We start from the raw sequence: 16,642 nt of genomic DNA on the forward strand, positions 1-16,642 counted from the left end.
TGTCACGTTGACACAAGTAATGGTTTGTATCCTTCATAGCCTCACAGGACTACATTAAAGGTTCATATGTAACTATTCACACTATATACTTACCATTGACTATTGTCAATGATTTTTTTAGTTTTTCGGGCTGAATTTTGCGTTTCTAGGGATGCCTTAACTTTTCGTGCATCCAACATCACTTTGGATCGACGTTTTCGGGGATGCCTTGACTTTTCGTGCATCCAACATCACTTTGGATCTGTTTTCGTAATCTTTGAGTATAGGCGGGGGAACAAGGACAGAGAAACTCATTTCAAATTATTTAACAACTCCTGAAAATACGTCGGCAATGGGCTTGGAAATTCCATATATTCTTTTTTACGCGGATGAATGAATCCTAATACACCTGCGTGTAACACTTGTCCATTCGTCTCCAATGTTTTTCTAGGACCATATTTGGGATCTCCGACAAGTGGATAGCCGATATATTTCATATGAACACGAATTTGATGGGTTCTACCCGTTTCTAGTACACATTCCAATAATGTATATGGATCCAAACGTTCTATCACTTGAAAATGCGTAACCGCATGTTTTCCACCATCGACCACAGTCATCCTTTGTCGGTCTTCTTTATCACGACCAATCGGGGCATCAATTGTTCCATGATCATGAGGAATGACACCATGCACAAGAGCGAAATACTTTCGAGTTACTGTTTTTTCCACTAATTGGTTAACTAATTGTTCATGGGCATAGTCATTTTTTGCGACCATTAATAAACCAGAAGTATCTTTATCAATTCGATGGACAATGCCCGGACGTAATACTCCATTAATGCCTGATAAATCTTGACAGTGGGCCATGAGACCATTTACGAGAGTCCCTGTATAATGTCCAGGTGCAGGATGGACGACCATTCCTTTCGGCTTGTTCACGACAATGACATCTTCATCCTCATAATAGACATCAAGATCCATTGGTTCTGGTTGGACATCCAGCGGTTCTGGTTCTGGTATAGAAATGTCAATTTCATCGCCTATACGACATTTATAATTTGCTTTTGCTTTTTTCCCATTTACTTGAACACGTCCATCACGAATCCATTGTTGTATTTGCGTACGGGACCATTCTGTATGAAATGCAGTAATCACTTTATCGATGCGTTCTCCATTCCCGTCTTCAACTGTAAAGTGTTCAATGTTGTTCATTCTTTTTCTCCTTTTCTTCCCGAGCTTCCTTAATGAGTTGGATAAACATAAGAATGACTCCTATCGTTAGGGCCGAATCAGCGATATTAAAGATCGGAAAATCATAAGTGAAAATATAGGTATCGACAAAATCGACCACTTCTTGGCGAAAAACACGGTCAATAAAGTTGCCAAACGCCCCTCCCAATATAAAACTTAAACTAAGTTGGAACAGGTATTTCCCTTTTGCATGCTTTTCGAGATAATAAATGATCCCCACAACAACAATCACAGTAATAATATAAAATAACCACATTTGATTTTCTAATATTCCCCATGCTGCACCACGGTTCCTGTGGGAGGTTATGTAAAAGAAATTTTGAATAATTGGGATGCTTTCCCCAAGCTCCATATTTTTCACAATCAGCCATTTGGTCAACTGATCAAGAGCCACAATAAAAAATGCAATGATATAAAAGATCACTGGCTAACCTCCGCTTCAAAATGAAATCTATTCTTATGTATTTTAGCATAAATACGCACGCAGAACGAACCTATTGTGGAAAAATAGCTCTCCTCAGAAGTGGAGAGCTATCGATCATTTATGCGTAATTCTCTTTTACAACTTTTGCACAGCGCGGACAAAGGGTTGGGTGATCTTTGTCTTGGCCGACATCAGGAGTTACAACCCAACATCTTTCACAGGTTTCTCCTTCAGCCTTTTCCACTACAATCGCCCCATGTTCTAATTTCAAAGCTGCTTCAGGAGCCTCTTCAATGCCGCCACCAATCGCAAAATCAGAGACAATGAACAATTGTTTCATATTGTCATGTAACTGTTCCAATAAAGCTTTCGTTTCCTCATTGACATATAAGGTTACTTTTGCTGTCAATGATTTTCCGATCACTTTTTGATTACGTGCTTCTTCCAAAGCTTTCAATACATCATCACGTAATTTTAGGAATTCGCTCCAGCGCGCTTCAATTTGCTCACTATGCTCTATTTCTTTAAACTCAGGCATATCTGTAAGCTGTACACTTTCTTCCTGAACGCCTGGTACAAATGACCAAACTTCATCGGCTGTATGCGGCAAGATTGGAGAAAGAAGTTTCACCAATGTCACAAGCGATTCATACATCACGGTTTGCATGGCACGTCGTTCATAATGATCCTTTGCCTCAATGTATAAAATATCTTTCGCAAAATCCAAATAAAACGAACTTAAGTCAAGGGTACAGAAATTATTCACTTCGTGGTAAATGTTCATGTACTCAAAGTTTTCGTAGGCATCCCGAACTTTTTGGGTAAGGTTATTTAAACGAACAACTAAAAATTGATCCACTTCTCTTAATTTTTCATAGGGAATTGTATCCGTATCTGGATTAAAATCAGCGAGATTCCCTAGTAAGAAGCGAAATGTATTTCTGATTTTCCGATAAACTTCACTTACTTGCTTGATAATGGGATCTGAAATCCGCACATCGGCCTGATAATCAACGGAAGCCACCCAGAGTCTTACAATTTCTGCTCCATATTGATTCATCAATTTCGACGGAACAATCACATTCCCAATCGATTTACTCATTTTACGGCCTTCCCCGTCATTGACAAAGCCATGACTAAGGACGCTTTTATAAGGTGCTTGACCGATTACCGCAACAGCAGTTGTTAACGAAGAGTTAAACCAGCCACGGTATTGATCCGATCCTTCCAAATATAAATCAGCCGGGCGTTGGAGATCACTCCGTTCTTCTAAGACGCCTTGATGAGATGAGCCTGAATCAAACCAAACATCCATAATATCTGTTTCTTTTGTAAACTGTCCATTTGGACTACCTGGATGTTCAAATCCTTCTGGCAGTAACTCACCAGCTTCCTTTTCAAACCAAATATTCGATCCATGTTCCCTAAAGAGCTTGGCAATATAATTAATTGTTTCATCGGTCATAATAGATTCGCCATTTTCTGCGTAAAAGACAGGAATGGGAACGCCCCATACACGTTGTCTGGAAATACACCAATCACCACGATCGCGAATCATATTAAAGAGACGAGTTTCGCCCCATTTTGGTACCCATTGTACATTCTTTACAGCTTCTAATAATTCCTCTCTGAAATCCTTAATCGAGGCAAACCACTGAGAAGTTGCACGGAAAATAATTGGTTTTTTCGTCCGCCAATCATGTGGATAGGAGTGAGTAATGAAGCTTAAATGTAACAAGGCACCGACTTCATTTAATTTTTCTGTAATAGCTTTATTCGCTTTATCATAAAATAAACCTTCAAATCCTGGGGCCTCGGCAGTCATACACCCTCTATCATCGACAGGACAAAGCACATCGAGACCATATTTCTGTCCAACATAAAAGTCATCTTCCCCATGACCAGGCGCTGTGTGGACACAACCAGTTCCTGACTCAATGGTAACATGCTCTCCCAAAATGATTGGCGATTCGCGATCGTAAAGAGGATGCTTCGTCGTAATATTTTCTAGTTGGGACCCTTTAAATGTTTGTAATACCTCGGCATTATCCCACTCTAAAGTTGTTTGCACAGATTCTAATAGAGCTTCCGCAATCACATAGTTTTGATCCGCTACTTTGACAACAGCATAATCCAAATCTGGATGAACAGCGACAGCCAAATTGGCTGGGATCGTCCACGGAGTTGTCGTCCAAATAATAAATTTTGTCCCTGTTTCAAGGATATTCTTTCCATCGGTCACTTCAAAACTTACATAAATGGAAGGTGAGCGTTTATCTTTATACTCAATTTCTGCTTCAGCTAATGCCGATTCACTTGATGGAGACCAATAAACAGGTTTTTTGCCTTTATAAATATAACCCTTCTTCGCCATTTCTCCGAAGACTAAAATTTGCTGTGCTTCGTATTCAGGCTTAAGTGTAATATACGGATTTTCCCAATCCCCACGAACACCAAGACGCTTAAACTCTGTTCTTTGATTATCAATTTGTTCCAATGCATACTTGGCACAAAGTTCCCGAAATTCTTTTAAGGACATTTCTTTTCGTTTAACACCTTTGTTCGTAAGAGCCTGCTCAATTGGCAAACCATGTGTATCCCAACCTGGAACATATGGAGCGCAATATCCGCTCATTGATTTATAACGAACAATAAAATCCTTCAATATTTTATTAAGTGCATGCCCCATATGAAGATTCCCATTTGCATATGGAGGGCCATCATGCAATACATATAATGGCCGATCCTTCGTCCGTTCTTGCACTTTCTTATAAATATCTAGTTCTTGCCAACGAGCTTGCATCTCTGGCTCTTTCTTAGGTAGATTTCCTCGCATAGGAAAGTCTGTCTTGGGCATTAAGAGCGTTTCTTTATATTCCATTTATAAAATCCTCCTATCATTTAAGAAAAGCGTAAGCGCCCGTTTAGCGACGTACAAACTTTTTAGGGGCCTGACGAGATAAAGGAAACACGATGAACCCGAAGGGTGAATCGATGTTGACTTATCGTAGGAAGGCACCGAAAGTTTGCTAGTCGCTGGGCGCTGGAGCTAGATCCAACATTAGCTAAAATTTATACTTTCCTATCCTGTTATAAAAAAATAGCCTCCTCATCCCTTGTAAGGGACGAGAAGACTATTTCCCGCGGTACCACCCGTATTAGCAATGAAAATTGCTCACTCTTTCCGTATCGTGGAGGACCGCTTCCGTTTACTCATCAAAGAATTTCAACGCAAGAACTCTCGGGTGATTTTCGATTTCTACTTTTCCCAGGCTTACACCGTCCCTGGTTCGCTAAATAAAGAGGTAGAAATGTACTCTCCCTGTCATCGTTTCATTATCCATTACAATATTATTACATCATTATAGAGGATATCTTTGTCATTCGTCAATATTCACTTTCAGCTTCCTCTAATCCTTTTAATTCTGTTGTATCGACGTCATATTCCATCAATTTATCCCAATCATCATTGTCAATCAAATCCAATTGAGCCTCAATCAACATTTTGAACCTTGTTCGAAATACTTTCGATTGTTTTTTTAATTCCTCAATCTCTAAAGCAATTTTACGGGCTTTGCTCAAAGATTCATTGACAATTCGATCCGCATTTTTCTCCGCTTCACGAATAATCAATTTAGCTTCTTTTTGAGCATTCCCCTTCACTTCTTCAGCAGCCTCTTGAGCAACAACGATTGATTTATGCAATGTATCTTCAATGGTACTAAAATGTCCTAGACGTTCATTCGTACCTGCCAGTTTGTCTTCCAGTTCTTTCTTTTCACGTAAAATAATTTCAAATTCTTTAATAATCTGGTCAAGAAATGAATTGACCTCATCTTCATCATATCCACGCATTTTTCGACTAAATTCTTTATTATGTATGTCCACGGGCGTTAAAGCCATTGTGACGCCACCTCCACTAATCTCCTACATAGCTATCTTTATTATACAAAGTTCGACGTAATTTAGCTAGAATCCTTTTATTTTTTTTTAGATTATTTTAAAACACCTAATTTTACTCGTAGTTTATCCTTTTTTGTCATCCCAAGTATTTCTAGTAAAGTGCATCTTCCCAATCCTCTTACAGAGACCACATCTCCTTGAGCACATTCAAAAGATGTTTGCTCGATGATTCCCCAATTTACCTTCGTCTTACCTTGTTGAATTAGAAGTTGTGCCTTGTTTCGAGAAATTTGAAAAGCAGTTGCAGTCAGTGTATCTAAACGAAGTGAACTCATCGTAGTTTCTTTTTCTTTCCACTGTTCCTTTGGAGATAAGATCATAGCCAAATCCTGTTTTTCAATCGATATTTTTGCCTTCCCGATTTGATTCAAATGGACACGGATATAATCTTCCATTGCAAGATCAGTTAAAAATTGAACTCGATCTTCATGAATGATAATATCACCAAATTTTTCACGTTTTATTCCTAAGGACATAATGGATCCAAGAATCATCCTATGATCCAATTGGACAAACTTCTTTGGGTAGTTCATTTCATATAAGCCAATTTGGAAGTCTTCTACTGTTGGCTGATAATATTCAGGAAAAAGTAAAGCCCTTTTTCTTTCACATTGTTCTGTTCCGCCAAATAATTGGTACTTTATTTCATTTTGCTCACCAATCATCGATCGCAAAATATATTGCTCGCGTGGATCTAAAAAATCAGTTAGTTTAGGTGAATAGGTTTGATCAACATATTCTCGCCAAGCGATGACTTGATCGATAAATTCCTTCTCCTCGGGACGAAAATGTTGATACACTTCAGACATATTTTCCTTCCTCCCTTTAGAACCACAATGCTAATGAATGTACCCCTCTTGCCGCAAGGTTTAAAACAAAAAAGGCAGCTAATGGAGAGATATCAATCATACCAATAGGCGGGATAAATCGCCGAAACGGCTCTAAATACGGTTCACAAATCCGAGCAAGAAATTGTCCAATTGAAGTTTCACGAGCATTGGGAAACCAACTCATTAAAATATAGATAATTAATGCCCATGAATAGATAGTAATAATTTGTGACACAATCCCAAAAACAAAATTCATTCCTTAATTCCACCTCGAATCATCAAAGTCATGCTCATTCATCAGTTCTGATATATTCCCTGAAACTTCTACATTATCTGGTGTACATAAAAAGATATCATGGCCAACTCTTTGTATGTCACCACCTAAAGCATACACAGTTCCACTTAAAAAATCCACAATTCGTAAGGCCTGATCCCGATGAATACGTTGCAAATTAACAATCACGGCTTTCCGATTAACAAGATGGTCTGCCACCTCTTGTGCTTCCGCATAAACTCTTGGCTCAATTAGAATAACTTTTGAAGATTTTTTGGCACTTTGTAAGCTGACAACATTTTGCCTCCGATCTGCCGGCACACGTTGCTCTTCTTCAGGTGAGATGTCTTTTGAACTTTCTTCTTCCACATATTCGTATTCATCTTCAAGCATAAAGAAATTCTTGAATTTCGATTTTATTCCCATTTATTCGTACCCCTCCCTCTCGTTATTCTCCAACTAGAGCCGTGCCAATCCTAATATAGGTAGCACCTTCTTCAATAGCAATTTCAAAGTCATTAGACATTCCCATTGACAACTCTGTACATGGTGCATGAGGAAAATCAAGATGATGAATTTCCTCTTGTAATGCCTTCAAGTTTCGAAAACAATCGCGTATCACCATTTCATCTTCTGTAAGAGGCGCCATAGTCATAAGTCCGATTGTGCGAATATTAGGGTACATCTCTAATTCTTTGACAAAATCAATCGCTGCCTCTGGCTGAATTCCATGCTTCGATTCCTCTTTAGACATATTGACTTGCACAAAACAGTTGATAGGTGAAATGGCACGTTTATTAATTTCCTTTGCTAGGGAATGCCTGTCCAAAGAATGGATATAGGAAACTTTGTCTAAAATATTCTTCACTTTTCGTGTTTGCAAACTTCCGATAAAATGCCATATTGGCCTGTTTCCTAACGTCTCCCATTTAGAAAGCAGGCCATCATCCCGGTTTTCTCCTAAGTGCTGAATCCCTGCATCCAAAGCTTCAGCGGTCCTCTCATTCGACACATACTTTGTAACAGCAATCACTTTTACATCTTTAGGATCTCTATCCACTTTGGAACAAGTTTGCGCAATTCGTTTTTCTATAATAGATAATTTATCTTTTACTTTCACAAATCAAAACTCCTATTGATATTGATGTTTTTTCTTTTTAAATCGCGAAAAGAGATATTTTTATATAGTGTACCATAAAAGCCTCCAGGAGATAAGAAATATCACTATTTTGGTTTATCTAATTGTTGTTGCACATATTGATTCCCCTTATGTCTTACTAGAATCACATCTTCACCAATTTTCACAATCTGTTCCCAAGGAATAATCACTTCCTCTTCTCTCCCTAAAAAACCAAAAAGTCGTGTTGAATTTCCAATGATGATCGTTTCGATTCTACCTGTATCCAAGTTGATTTCTATGTCTCCTACATGTCCAAGTCTACGACCATCCGCAATATTAACCACGTCTTTCACTTGAAATTCCGAAATCCTTACCATAATGGCTCCCACCTCTTTGTTCAGCTCTTTATATATATGTATGCTCTAGTCAAATAGATATTGTCATTAAAGTTAGAAGTGAGCAACAAGCTAAAATATGTTGTTTGCTATACAAGAAGAAAAGTCTGACTCTAGAATCGTTTGATTCAGAATCAGACTTTCGTTGCTTTTTACAAAATGTTTTTATTCATTTGTTTAATGGCAGCTTTTTCTAGCCGAGATACTTGAGCTTGAGAAATCCCGATTTCTTCTGCCACTTCCATTTGCGTTTTCCCTTGAAAAAAACGTTTGCGAATAATCATTTTTTCCCGATCATTCAATCTTTGCAGCCCGTCATGAAGCGCTATTTCTTCAATCCATGTACTGTCTTTATTTTTCTCATCACTTAATTGATCCATTACGAATATGGGATCGCCCCCATCATTATAAATCGGCTCAAATAAGGAAACTGGATCTTGAATGGCATCCATTGCAAACACTACTTCTTCATGTGGAATGTCCAATTCTTTTGCAATTTCTGCAGCTGTCGGTTCACGAGATGTTTTGGCCATTAATTTTTCGCGTACATGTAAAGCCTTGTAGGCAATGTCCCGAAGAGATCGTGAAACCCTGATAGGGTTATTATCCCTTAAATATCTACGTATCTCCCCGATAATCATCGGAACGGCATATGTAGAAAATCGGACATTTTGGCTTAAATCAAAATTATCAATTGACTTCATGAGTCCTATACAGCCAACTTGAAACAGATCATCTACATATTCCCCCCTGTTATTAAAACGTTGAATCACACTTAATACAAGACGCAAATTACCATTCACTAATTTTTCTCGCGCTGACCTATCACCCTGCTGCATTTGCTTTAAAAGTTCCCGCATTTCTTCATTTTTTAGGACAGGGAGCTTTGAAGTATCCACACCGCATATTACTACTTTATTTCGCTTCAACTTTTTTCCCTCCTTGCAGGAGCTGATTACAAAATTCAGTATCTCCTCGGAAGGGAAATATATGCATCCGCATTTTTTCAAAAAAGCTTGGACATGACTTTAATTCTTGTCTACTCTATCGTTATCCGCTCTTTTTTATTAAAAATATTTTTTTCATCCACTTTTTTAACTTCCTAAACCATTTTATTAAATTCTCTGCGCAATCTTTTAATAATTCTTTTTTCAAGTCTTGAAATATAGGATTGAGATATTCCCAATTGGTCAGCTACATCCTTTTGGGTTTTTTCCATTCCTCCATTTAGACCAAATCTTAATTCCATAATTTGTTTTTCACGAGCAGAAAGTTTTTGTAAGGCAGTTAATAGTAGCTTTTTATCTACATTGGCTTCCAAATCTTTTGTAATGATATCCTCTTCCGTACCAAGGACGTCAGATAAAAGCAGTTCATTCCCATCCCAGTCAATATTTAAAGGTTCGTCAAATGAGACCTCTGATCTTGTTTTATTATTTCTCCGCAAATACATCAAAATTTCATTTTCAATACAACGTGAAGCATATGTAGCCAATTTTATTTTTTTCTCTGGGTTAAAGGTATTTACAGCTTTAATTAATCCAATGGTTCCTATACTAATAAGATCTTCAATATTAATCCCTGTATTTTCAAATTTCCGCGCAATATATACAACTAAACGAAGATTTCTTTCGATCAACATCGATCTTGCTGTTTTGTCACCATGGGGAAGTTTTTCTAGTAAAACTTCTTCCTCATCTTTTGTTAAAGGAGGTGGTAATGCTTCACTTCCGCCAATATAAAATATTTCATCTGATTTCATACCTAATTTTGTTAAAAGCCGATACCAGTAATACTGAATCCGTAAGCGTAACTGTTTCATTCCTCTTCCTCCTTTAAAAATTATGATGCGGAATTCATTGCGAAACCAGGGGCCATTTGTGGATGGAGAATACATTGAAATGTTCCATCCCCTGACAGTTGTTGAGTCGTAAACACAATAAGCACTTCCGTTTCAATCTCTCTCCCGCTCTCTTCTTGGATCACTACCTTTTCCGGCTTAAAAGCACATAAAAGTTGATTGTTTTTTCCTAAAGATTTCGCCGGAATAAGTCTCATAATGTGAGTCCACTCTGTCGGCAAAAAAGTAGAAGAGGTGTAAAGGTCATTTTGAACATCTGCAACATTTTTTAGTTCCTCAGGAAAATTGCCCTGGACAGATTCAAGGGAGACGATCATAACAGGTTTTTTTGAGATAGGATCATATAATTGGTTCCCACTGTCAATAAGCCCTTTAAGCTTTAATTCAACCCCATTTATCAAAATATAGACATCATACAAGACATCATATTGAATGCTTGTCTTTGTTAAATGTCCAATTCTATTTCTAGAAAACAACCAAGCAATTGGGAAGGCTACGGCTACAAAAAGCCAACTAATCGGATCACCATATCCTCGTACACTTTCTATTGCAACTGAGTTTCTTAAATCCAAATGAAAGGATAAAAAGTAATGGGTGCCCATTAGAATGCCTCCCATTAGAAAGGTCGCAAAATAAAAAGTAAACAAGGAAGCCAAAAACATTGATAATCTTTTATAGCCAAATGTCACCCAAACCATTAATAGGGACAAACTCCACTTTATAAAAGGATGCATAACCCCTGTAGAGAGTGGCGTAATCGCCATTAAAATAACGCTTGATCCTATTAATCCACCTAATAATATTTTAAAAAGGGGGATCTTTCTTTTTAAATAAATAGATGTAGCCCATAAAAGGAAGCTGTCTATAAGAAAGTTTAACAGCCATATAATGTCTAGATAAACAACCAAATAAACCTCCTCCCTCTCCTATATCTTTCCTTCTCTTACATATATATAGAGTATAGAACACAAATATTCTAGATTGTGTCACATTCTGTAATGAAAAACTTGGAAGTTTTCGCTTGTTTAGCCGAAGTTTGTCAAAATAAGAAAAGCGCAAGCGCCTGTTCAGCGACGTACAAATTTAAAGGATAAACAGCTAAAAGCGCGCCGTCCTGGCGCAACGCTGTTTTGACCAACGTCCTGTTGGCCTAAACACGGTGAGGACGAAGGGGACGAACCGATGTTGACTTATCGTAGGAAGAAGACGTAAATTTGCTAGTCGCTAGGCGCTGGAGCTAGACAAAAGAAAAGCGCAAGCACCTTGATCAGCTGGACATCAACCGCGACATAAGCAAGCTATCAATAAGCAAAGATTTTATAGTGCGCTAAGCACCAAAAAACCAACCCTTGGAAAAGAGTTGGTTTAAACTTATAATCTATTATCTTCTTCTATTTCTATTTCTTAAAAATGTTGGGATATCTAATGTATCTTCAACGGATTGGCCGGATTGGCCAGATTGCACTGGTTCACGATGCTCTTCTTTTTTTACTTCGTGAGCAGGTGCCTTTTCCTGTTGACTCACATTTGGTTTTAATTGTCCAAATGATGGTCTGGATTTTTTTGGTTGGGCAGCTGCTTCATCAAAACCCGTAGCAATTACTGTAACAACTATCTCATCTTTAAGATCCTCATTAATAACAGAACCAAAAATCATATTGACTTCTTGATCTGAGGCGGAGGCCACTATATCGGCTGCTTCTTGAACCTCGTATAAACTTAAATTACTGCCACCAGAGATATTCATCAAAACCCCTTGCGCACCATCAATAGATGTTTCAAGCAATGGAGAAGAAATAGCTTTTTTCGCTGCTTCTGCTGCACGGCTTTCACCTGATGCAACACCGATCCCCATTAGGGCCGAGCCTTTGTTTGTCATAATCGTTTTGACATCGGCGAAGTCCAAATTAATCAAACCGGGAACGGCGATCAAATCAGAGATACCCTGAACCCCTTGTCGTAGTACATTATCAGCCTCACGAAATGCTTCTAGCATTGGAGTACTCTTGTCCACAATTTCTAATAAACGATCATTTGGAATCACGATCAAGGTGTCTACCGCTTCTTTCATTGTGCCAATTCCACCACTTGCCTGATTCGATCGCTTTCTACCTTCAAATGTGAAAGGTCTTGTGACAACTCCAACAGTTAAAGCACCTATATCTTTGGCAATTTGCGCGATGACAGGTGCTGCTCCTGTACCAGTTCCCCCTCCCATTCCAGCTGTGACAAAGACCATATCCGCTCCTTTAAGAGCTTCTTCGATTTGCTCTTTACTTTCCTCGGCAGCCTTTTTACCAACTTCAGGATTAGCTCCAGCTCCAAGTCCTCTTGTAAGCTTCGCTCCAATTTGCATTTTTATTTCAGCTTTTGATAGATTTAAAGCCTGTGAATCAGTGTTAACTGCGATAAATTCGACTCCTTGAACATCATGTTCAATCATTCTATTTACCGCATTATTTCCACCTCCACCAACTCCAACTACTTTAATGGTTGCTAAAGAATCTAAATTAGTATCGAAATCTAACATTGGCAAGTCCTCCTATTTTGTTTAATAACTGGGATGCCTACTCGAAAAAGTGTCCAAAAAATTTCTTTACTTTTGCGGTAATTTTTTCATCCGGATTTTTTTCAATTTTTTTAGTATGTGTCGGTTTTACAGGCTCTGTTTGCTCATATGATTCAGAAGTAGAACTAATATTTCTTCCTTCTAATCTAGCAGTTTTATAAGCGTGTTTAATTAATCCGACGGCCGTAATATACTGTGGTTCACGTACACCGATATAATCTGGGATCGCAATTCGAACCCGATTATGAAAGATTCCCTGTGCCAATTCCAAAATACCAGGAACATTCACGGCGCCCCCCGTTAGGACAATACCTCCCGGTAAATCTGAGACACCCATTTTTGTCAATTCACTTTGAACGAGCTCAAATATTTCTTGTATCCTTGCTTCAATTATATCAGACAACTCTAATTGATTAAATTGCTGATGTTGGTCACTTCCAATAATTGGAACACTAAAAACCTCATCTTCAGATGCCTCATCATAATAGGCATGTCCATGCTTTTTCTTAATCTTTTCAGCATCTTCTGTCGTTGTTCGGAGTCCAATCGATAGGTCTTTCGTAATATTATCTCCACCAACTGGAATCACTGTTGTTCCTTTTATGTAACCATGTTCAAACAATGCAATGGTCGTAGATCCACCACCCATGTCGATCAATGCTGTCCCTAGATTTTGTTCATCCTTAGATAACGCGGCCGAAGCGACAGCAAGCGGTTTAAGGACAATATCAACAATTTCTAAGCCAGCTCTTTCAACACATCGAAGTGTATTATGTAGATTTGTTTTGGAACCAGTCACAATGATGCCTTCCATTTCAAGTCTGACACCGATCATTCCCCTTGGATCTGTAATTTCATCAAGTCCATCTACAATAAATTGATGTGGAATAATATTAATAATTTCCCTTTCTGGTGGAATAGAAACAACTTCTGCTGCATCCATTACTCTAGCAACATCTTCATCTGTAATTTCTCTGTTTTCACTTGAAACAGCCACGACCCCGTGACAATGCTGAAGACCTACTTGGTTGCCAGCAATGCCAACAATCACTTGGTTAATTTGCATTCCAATCATTCTTTCAGCCTGTTCGACAGCCCGTCTGATCGAATGGACTGTCTTGTCAATATCCACGATGGAACCTTTCCTAATCCCCTCGGAATTGGCGGTGCCTACTCCGATAATATTTAGTGAATGATTGGTCATTTCCCCAATAATCACCTTGACTGAGGATGTACCAATATCTAGACTGACATATATTTCGCTGTTGCTCATTTTCTGGCACCCCCTTGTTTCGTTCCTCTTCTATTATTGTCTTCTATTCTGTTCATGAATAATCAATCCTTGAATATGCTTAATTAACTAATTCGTCACCTAAAAGAATTTTCCTGTTTATCATACTATTTATTTCGAATTTTCTCTAGTATTTCCCCACTTATTAAGCAAGATTCTTCGAATAACTGCTATATTTTGGAACAATCGGACTCCAAATGCAAACACTGCAGCTAAATATAAGTCTACACCAAGGTGCACTCCTAGAAAAGCTAAACTTGCTGCAAGTAAAATATTAAAGAAAAACCCAGAAACGAACACCCGATTGTCGTATAAATTTTGTAAATACGCCCGAATCCCACCAAATAAAGTATCTAAAGAAGCTAATACGGCAATGGACAAGTAATTTGCATATTCATCTGGGATGTGTATGTCCGTTAAAAAACCTAAAAGTATTCCTATTAGGAGTCCGATGATGGGAAGCAACAAATTACACATCTCCTTTTTCTTCCACAGACTCCATATTCTTGGTCGTAATTGGATTGACATAAGCCGGCAATTCGATCGACACTTTCGGGTCTGATACATCTATCTGTAAATCATCTATAAAAAAATCATCTAATACAGGGGATATTTGCATATGATTATATAGCTTCTCAGCCACTTCCGAACTGTCCGTTAGCACGAGGATTTGAAATGGAAGATCATTGATTGAATGGGTTCCAACCTTTGTTTCCCCGTTAATATCACGGATCACCGTTGTGTTAATGTATCTCTCCCCATCAATGGCTATGGCTTTTGCTCCATACATATTTAACTCATTAATTAATCTTTGTAAAACAATGGGAGATGTTTGGGGTGGTGGCTGCCCAAGCAACATGCTTTCGTCTATTGTATCTACGGTGAGAATAATACCTGGACCATCTATTTTAGTTAAACCTGCTTCCTTCTTCAATTCCAAAATGGTCTGTTTCAAGACGTCTTCTTTATTATCTTGCAGTTCGGAAGAATAATCATGGATTTTTTTATCTTGAAGACGAATCTCATCTAAAAGCTTCGCTTGCATGTCCATCTCATTATTAATCGCTTCTCGTAGCTCCCATGCATCCCGCGCATCTCGATTATTTGGTTTTTGTACTGTATTAAATTGCACAGCTACCATAAAACCCACTATGAACGTGATAAGTGTAAAATATAGTGTCGTTTTATTCGCCATTATGACGACTCTCCTAAAATTGGATCTAAAACAATCTGCTTTTTCTTTTCAATTGTAAACATAATATTATCATTTACTAATTGATCCCGCACCCCACCCTTTAATGTCAATGCAGAGGTAAGTATGTCCGCATCTCCTATCGCAGTAATTTTAAAAGGCGCTGGATAAGGATTACCATCAACTGTAATAACCGGGCCTGTACATACAATGTAAGAATCAGATTTTAATCTTTGCCCATTTATGGCAATAGCAGAAGCTCCAGACACAAATAATTCATTCACTACTTTAAAGACGTGATGCTCGTGAACAAGGTAATTATTAGCATCTTCATCTTTCTTATAATCCCCGTCTTCCAGTAAAATTTCGACCCCTGGCCCCTTCACTTTTACTTTCCCTAAATACATACGATATTTTTCTGCATTGGCGGCTAATGTTTGATAATCCTCTTCTTCTTGGAATAATTCCCTCTCTATTTGCCTTACATTATCTTGTTTACCATACAATTCTTTTTGTAATTCTTGGTTCCGATCTTGAATGGATATCAATTGGTTCCGTAAATCTTTTTCTTTCATATACTGGCTATCTGCAATTTTTACATTTGAATGCTTATCTTTTCCAGTCTGACTATAGGAAAAAGCTAAGATAAAGCCAAATATCAGAAATACGAAGGAAAATATGATATATTTACCTTTCTCCCTCCTCACTCATATCTTCCCCCTCATTCTCATATGCTCTAAAAAATGATCCCACCTCAAAGTCAATCACACCTTTAATATTTGGATCTAATTGTCCCACAACAGAGGGGTAGTGCGCCATTTTTTCCGCTAAAGTCGAAATGGTTGCATTCACTTCATTCCCATCATTCATATATAAATAGATATGGTAGGGATCTGTATTTTTAGGATCATGTTGAATTTCAGAAATGGAATAGTATATTTCCGTTGGAATGTCTTTTAGTTGGCTAATGAGGTCTTTTAATATCTCGTCCTCTTTAAATCCAATTAAAATGGGGGCATTCATCAACAGGCTATTTTTCTCTTGTAGCACCTGTCCATTTTCTAAAACTGGCTGAACACGATGATCATTCATTAATAAAGCAAGACTTGAGTGTTCTTTTATATGTACCTCAACTGTATTGGGAAATTTAATTTTAACATCTATATCCTTGACTTCTGGGAGCTTTTTTATTTTTTTTCGTACATTTTTTTGGTTTATATTCCATAAACTCCCACCAGGTTCTAGCCCAGATATAGATAGAATGTCCTCTTTAGAAGCAATTTTATTCCCTTGAATATCGATTTCTTTGATATGACTAAGAGGGGATTGGAAGTAAACAACCACAACAATCAATAAAAAGAATACGGATAATAAGATGATTAATCTTCTGTTGGCTTTTTTTCTTCGATGTTCTTTTATCTTCGGTATCCTATCCTCTAATGATAAAACCTTCCCTTTTTCCATAGGCATGCCCCCTTCCCACCTTATCTA

At 37.9% G+C, this 16,642-nt stretch carries 18 protein-coding genes and 1 other annotated feature; all 18 genes read right to left on the reverse strand.

What is annotated here, in order from left to right:
• Positions 1–290: 290 nt before the first annotated feature.
• The 18 genes from KI363_RS09370 to KI363_RS09455 all read right to left on the reverse strand — a co-directional run bounded on the left by KI363_RS09370 (position 291) and on the right by KI363_RS09455 (position 16,615).
• Entirely contained in the window at positions 291–1,193 is a 903-nt protein-coding gene (locus KI363_RS09370; RefSeq protein WP_212966184.1) for an RluA family pseudouridine synthase, read from the reverse strand.
• Positions 1,180–1,656: a signal peptidase II gene (gene lspA / locus KI363_RS09375; protein ID WP_158320431.1), complete on the reverse strand. Its 477-nt coding sequence runs from the start codon at positions 1,654–1,656 to the stop codon at positions 1,180–1,182. Before lspA ends, KI363_RS09370 begins: the two co-directional genes overlap by 14 nt.
• A gap of 118 nt (positions 1,657–1,774) precedes the next feature.
• Positions 1,775–4,537 carry an isoleucine--tRNA ligase gene (ileS, locus tag KI363_RS09380; protein WP_212966185.1) on the reverse strand — a complete coding sequence of 921 codons (2,763 nt, stop codon included), beginning with the start codon at positions 4,535–4,537 and terminating at the stop codon, positions 1,775–1,777.
• 237 nt (positions 4,538–4,774) lie between these two features.
• Positions 4,775–4,994: a binding site (T-box leader), on the reverse strand.
• Positions 4,995–5,043: 49 nt separating this feature from the next.
• A complete protein-coding gene (locus tag KI363_RS09385) occupies positions 5,044–5,559 on the reverse strand; it encodes a DivIVA domain-containing protein (RefSeq protein WP_158320433.1) in 516 nt (171 codons plus the stop codon).
• Between the two features lie 92 nt (positions 5,560–5,651).
• Positions 5,652–6,428 carry a YlmH family RNA-binding protein gene (locus KI363_RS09390; RefSeq protein WP_212966186.1) on the reverse strand — a complete coding sequence of 259 codons (777 nt, stop codon included), beginning with the start codon at positions 6,426–6,428 and terminating at the stop codon, positions 5,652–5,654.
• 16 nt (positions 6,429–6,444) lie between these two features.
• Positions 6,445–6,705 carry a YggT family protein gene (locus tag KI363_RS09395; RefSeq protein ID WP_158320435.1) on the reverse strand — a complete coding sequence of 87 codons (261 nt, stop codon included), beginning with the start codon at positions 6,703–6,705 and terminating at the stop codon, positions 6,445–6,447.
• 3 nt (positions 6,706–6,708) lie between these two features.
• A complete protein-coding gene (locus KI363_RS09400; RefSeq protein ID WP_158320436.1) occupies positions 6,709–7,149 on the reverse strand; it encodes a cell division protein SepF in 441 nt (146 codons plus the stop codon).
• Positions 7,150–7,171: 22 nt separating this feature from the next.
• A complete protein-coding gene (locus KI363_RS09405) occupies positions 7,172–7,843 on the reverse strand; it encodes a YggS family pyridoxal phosphate-dependent enzyme (RefSeq protein ID WP_158320437.1) in 672 nt (223 codons plus the stop codon).
• A 104-nt stretch (positions 7,844–7,947) separates the two neighbouring features.
• Entirely contained in the window at positions 7,948–8,220 is a 273-nt protein-coding gene (locus KI363_RS09410; protein WP_158320438.1) for a YlmC/YmxH family sporulation protein, read from the reverse strand.
• A gap of 170 nt (positions 8,221–8,390) precedes the next feature.
• Positions 8,391–9,209 carry an RNA polymerase sporulation sigma factor SigG gene (gene sigG, locus KI363_RS09415; protein ID WP_212966211.1) on the reverse strand — a complete coding sequence of 273 codons (819 nt, stop codon included), beginning with the start codon at positions 9,207–9,209 and terminating at the stop codon, positions 8,391–8,393.
• Between the two features lie 131 nt (positions 9,210–9,340).
• Positions 9,341–10,060, reverse strand: coding sequence for an RNA polymerase sporulation sigma factor SigE (gene sigE / locus KI363_RS09420; protein ID WP_158320439.1), 720 nt, complete (start codon positions 10,058–10,060; stop codon positions 9,341–9,343).
• A gap of 20 nt (positions 10,061–10,080) precedes the next feature.
• On the reverse strand, positions 10,081–11,007 hold the full coding sequence (gene spoIIGA, locus KI363_RS09425) for a sigma-E processing peptidase SpoIIGA (protein ID WP_212966187.1): 927 nt from the start codon (positions 11,005–11,007) through the stop codon (positions 10,081–10,083).
• 473 nt (positions 11,008–11,480) lie between these two features.
• Positions 11,481–12,629, reverse strand: a complete 1,149-nt coding sequence (ftsZ, locus tag KI363_RS09430; protein ID WP_158320441.1) for a cell division protein FtsZ — start codon at positions 12,627–12,629, stop codon at positions 11,481–11,483.
• 37 nt (positions 12,630–12,666) lie between these two features.
• Complete coding sequence (gene ftsA, locus KI363_RS09435; protein WP_158320442.1) at positions 12,667–13,941, reverse strand: cell division protein FtsA; 1,275 nt, start codon at positions 13,939–13,941, stop codon at positions 12,667–12,669.
• A gap of 129 nt (positions 13,942–14,070) precedes the next feature.
• Complete coding sequence (locus KI363_RS09440) at positions 14,071–14,427, reverse strand: small basic family protein (RefSeq protein ID WP_158320602.1); 357 nt, start codon at positions 14,425–14,427, stop codon at positions 14,071–14,073.
• Position 14,428: 1 nt separating this feature from the next.
• Positions 14,429–15,154 carry a DUF881 domain-containing protein gene (locus KI363_RS09445; RefSeq protein ID WP_212966188.1) on the reverse strand — a complete coding sequence of 242 codons (726 nt, stop codon included), beginning with the start codon at positions 15,152–15,154 and terminating at the stop codon, positions 14,429–14,431.
• Complete coding sequence (locus KI363_RS09450) at positions 15,154–15,858, reverse strand: DUF881 domain-containing protein (protein ID WP_212966189.1); 705 nt, start codon at positions 15,856–15,858, stop codon at positions 15,154–15,156. Before KI363_RS09450 ends, KI363_RS09445 begins: the two co-directional genes overlap by 1 nt.
• Positions 15,839–16,615 (reverse strand): cell division protein FtsQ/DivIB, encoded by a 777-nt coding sequence (locus tag KI363_RS09455; protein ID WP_212966190.1) that lies wholly within the window; start codon positions 16,613–16,615, stop codon positions 15,839–15,841. Before KI363_RS09455 ends, KI363_RS09450 begins: the two co-directional genes overlap by 20 nt.
• Between the last annotated feature and the right edge of the window lie 27 nt (positions 16,616–16,642).

The sequence above is a fragment of the Lederbergia ruris genome, from assembly GCF_018332955.1.
GTDB lineage: Bacteria > Bacillota > Bacilli > Bacillales > Bacillaceae_C > Lederbergia > Lederbergia ruris.

What these genes read in the sequence shown, in the direction of transcription:
- KI363_RS09370 (WP_212966184.1), bottom strand. Translation starts at nt 1,193, where the DNA reads ATGAACAACATTGAACACTTTACAGTTGAAGACGGGAATGGAGAACGC.
- ileS (WP_212966185.1), bottom strand. Translation starts at nt 4,537, where the DNA reads ATGGAATATAAAGAAACGCTCTTAATGCCCAAGACAGACTTTCCTATG.
- KI363_RS09385 (WP_158320433.1), bottom strand. Translation starts at nt 5,559, where the DNA reads ATGGCTTTAACGCCCGTGGACATACATAATAAAGAATTTAGTCGAAAA.
- KI363_RS09390 (WP_212966186.1), bottom strand. Translation starts at nt 6,428, where the DNA reads ATGTCTGAAGTGTATCAACATTTTCGTCCCGAGGAGAAGGAATTTATC.
- KI363_RS09395 (WP_158320435.1), bottom strand. Translation starts at nt 6,705, where the DNA reads ATGAATTTTGTTTTTGGGATTGTGTCACAAATTATTACTATCTATTCA.
- KI363_RS09400 (WP_158320436.1), bottom strand. Translation starts at nt 7,149, where the DNA reads ATGGGAATAAAATCGAAATTCAAGAATTTCTTTATGCTTGAAGATGAA.
- KI363_RS09410 (WP_158320438.1), bottom strand. Translation starts at nt 8,220, where the DNA reads ATGGTAAGGATTTCGGAATTTCAAGTGAAAGACGTGGTTAATATTGCG.
- sigE (WP_158320439.1), bottom strand. Translation starts at nt 10,060, where the DNA reads ATGAAACAGTTACGCTTACGGATTCAGTATTACTGGTATCGGCTTTTA.
- ftsZ (WP_158320441.1), bottom strand. Translation starts at nt 12,629, where the DNA reads ATGTTAGATTTCGATACTAATTTAGATTCTTTAGCAACCATTAAAGTA.
- ftsA (WP_158320442.1), bottom strand. Translation starts at nt 13,941, where the DNA reads ATGAGCAACAGCGAAATATATGTCAGTCTAGATATTGGTACATCCTCA.
- KI363_RS09445 (WP_212966188.1), bottom strand. Translation starts at nt 15,154, where the DNA reads ATGGCGAATAAAACGACACTATATTTTACACTTATCACGTTCATAGTG.
- KI363_RS09455 (WP_212966190.1), bottom strand. Translation starts at nt 16,615, where the DNA reads ATGGAAAAAGGGAAGGTTTTATCATTAGAGGATAGGATACCGAAGATA.